3 pseudogenes are annotated in these 1442 nt (G+C 43.1%); 2 read left to right on the forward strand and 1 reads right to left on the reverse strand.

The features are described 5' to 3' along the window. The first annotated feature begins 38 nt into the window (after positions 1-38). A pseudogene (locus CIK04_RS28615) lies at positions 39-712 on the forward strand (TVP38/TMEM64 family protein). Positions 713-725: 13 nt separating this feature from the next. Then, a pseudogene (locus CIK04_RS28620) lies at positions 726-1035 on the forward strand (DUF2007 domain-containing protein). A gap of 81 nt (positions 1036-1116) precedes the next feature. Here the strand turns inward: CIK04_RS28620 and CIK04_RS28625 are convergent. Next, positions 1117-1442: pseudogene (locus tag CIK04_RS28625) on the reverse strand (alpha/beta hydrolase); the annotation flags it as partial.

Consider the following 1442-nt stretch of genomic DNA (forward strand, 5'->3'; position numbering starts at 1 on the left):
ATCAGGTCTGATAACCAAGCTATCTGGAGAAAAATTGAATGAACAAAAAACTCGTATTCGGAATCTTGCTTATCGCGACCATTATTTTATTGGCGGTTAATTTTAGTCAATACCTCACACTCGACAACGCTAAAGCACAACAACTTGCCCTGAACAGTTTTATTGAAGAAAAATTTCTGTTTGCTTCAATAAGCTATTTTGTCATTTACGTTGGTCTTACCGCCTTTTCAGTTCCTGGAGCTACCGTCGTCACGCTATTAGGCGCTGCTCTGTTTGGTTTTGGTATAGCCTACTTCTTGTCTCGTTTGCCAGCACCATTGGGGCAACCATCGCATTTTTGAGTAGTCGCTACCTGCTAAAAGATTGGGTGCAGGCACGTTTTGGAGACAAACTTAGCGCGATCAACCAAGGCGTTGAAAAGGATGGCGCCTTTTATCTATTTTCATTACGCTTGATCCCTGTCTTCCCATTTTCCTGATTAATTTGCTAATGGTTTAACACCAATTCCATTGGTCGTTACTATCTTACTAGCCAGATAGGCATGCTACCTGGTACGGCTGTCTACCTAAATGCGGGGACACAATTGGCCGACATCAACTCGTTGTCGGGGATACTTTCACCGACAGTATTAGCCTCATTTGCGTTATTGGGTGTCTTTCCTATCGCTGTAAAATGGATCATGAGTAAATTTAGACCTCAACTCTCTTCATAAAAGGAATTCACTTATGAAGATATTCACCGCCAACACGCCTATAGAAGCGCATATCGTGTGCCAATTACTGATGAATGAAGCGGTACAATGTGAGGTTCGAGGTGAGGTTATTGCTTGAGAGGTTGATGTTACCAGCAACTGAGGATACCAATCCATACATTTGGCTATTGGAACCTGAGAAAGTCGATTTTGCTAAAGCGATATTAGCCAGCCTATTCGTGAAGCAGCAAGTAGCGCATCAAAATTGGCTATGCCCACAGTGCGGAGAAGAAATAGAAGGTCAATTTGGAGCTTGCTGGCATTGTGGGCAAGTACTTGAGTAATGAGCGCAATTGACAGAGGAAGGCACTAGCCTTCCTCATGTTTTATTAGATTTGGCGTTGGATAAATCGATCGAATGCTGGTTAACTCGTCGGGCTTTCCACATTGCATCACATGGCCACAGTTTTTATCTCTAGCAACTCACTCTGGGTGTGAGCAGCAACCATCTCTTTGACGGGTTTAATAAACATATAATCACGCTCTCCCATCAAATATAGCGTTGGGATCGGCAATTCACGCTCTTTGAAATAACGCATCAGTGGATTGACCTCTGCCGCGATGTATAAACCAGCGCTTAAACTCTTTTGACACAGCTTCTTCGCTTCACGGATAAAGTAGATGTACGTGATTCCTGCTGATTTTTTTGCGGCATCACAATGTAGGCAAACAGCTTGTACAACCACATATA

Source organism: Vibrio sp. 03_296, assembly GCF_002265885.1.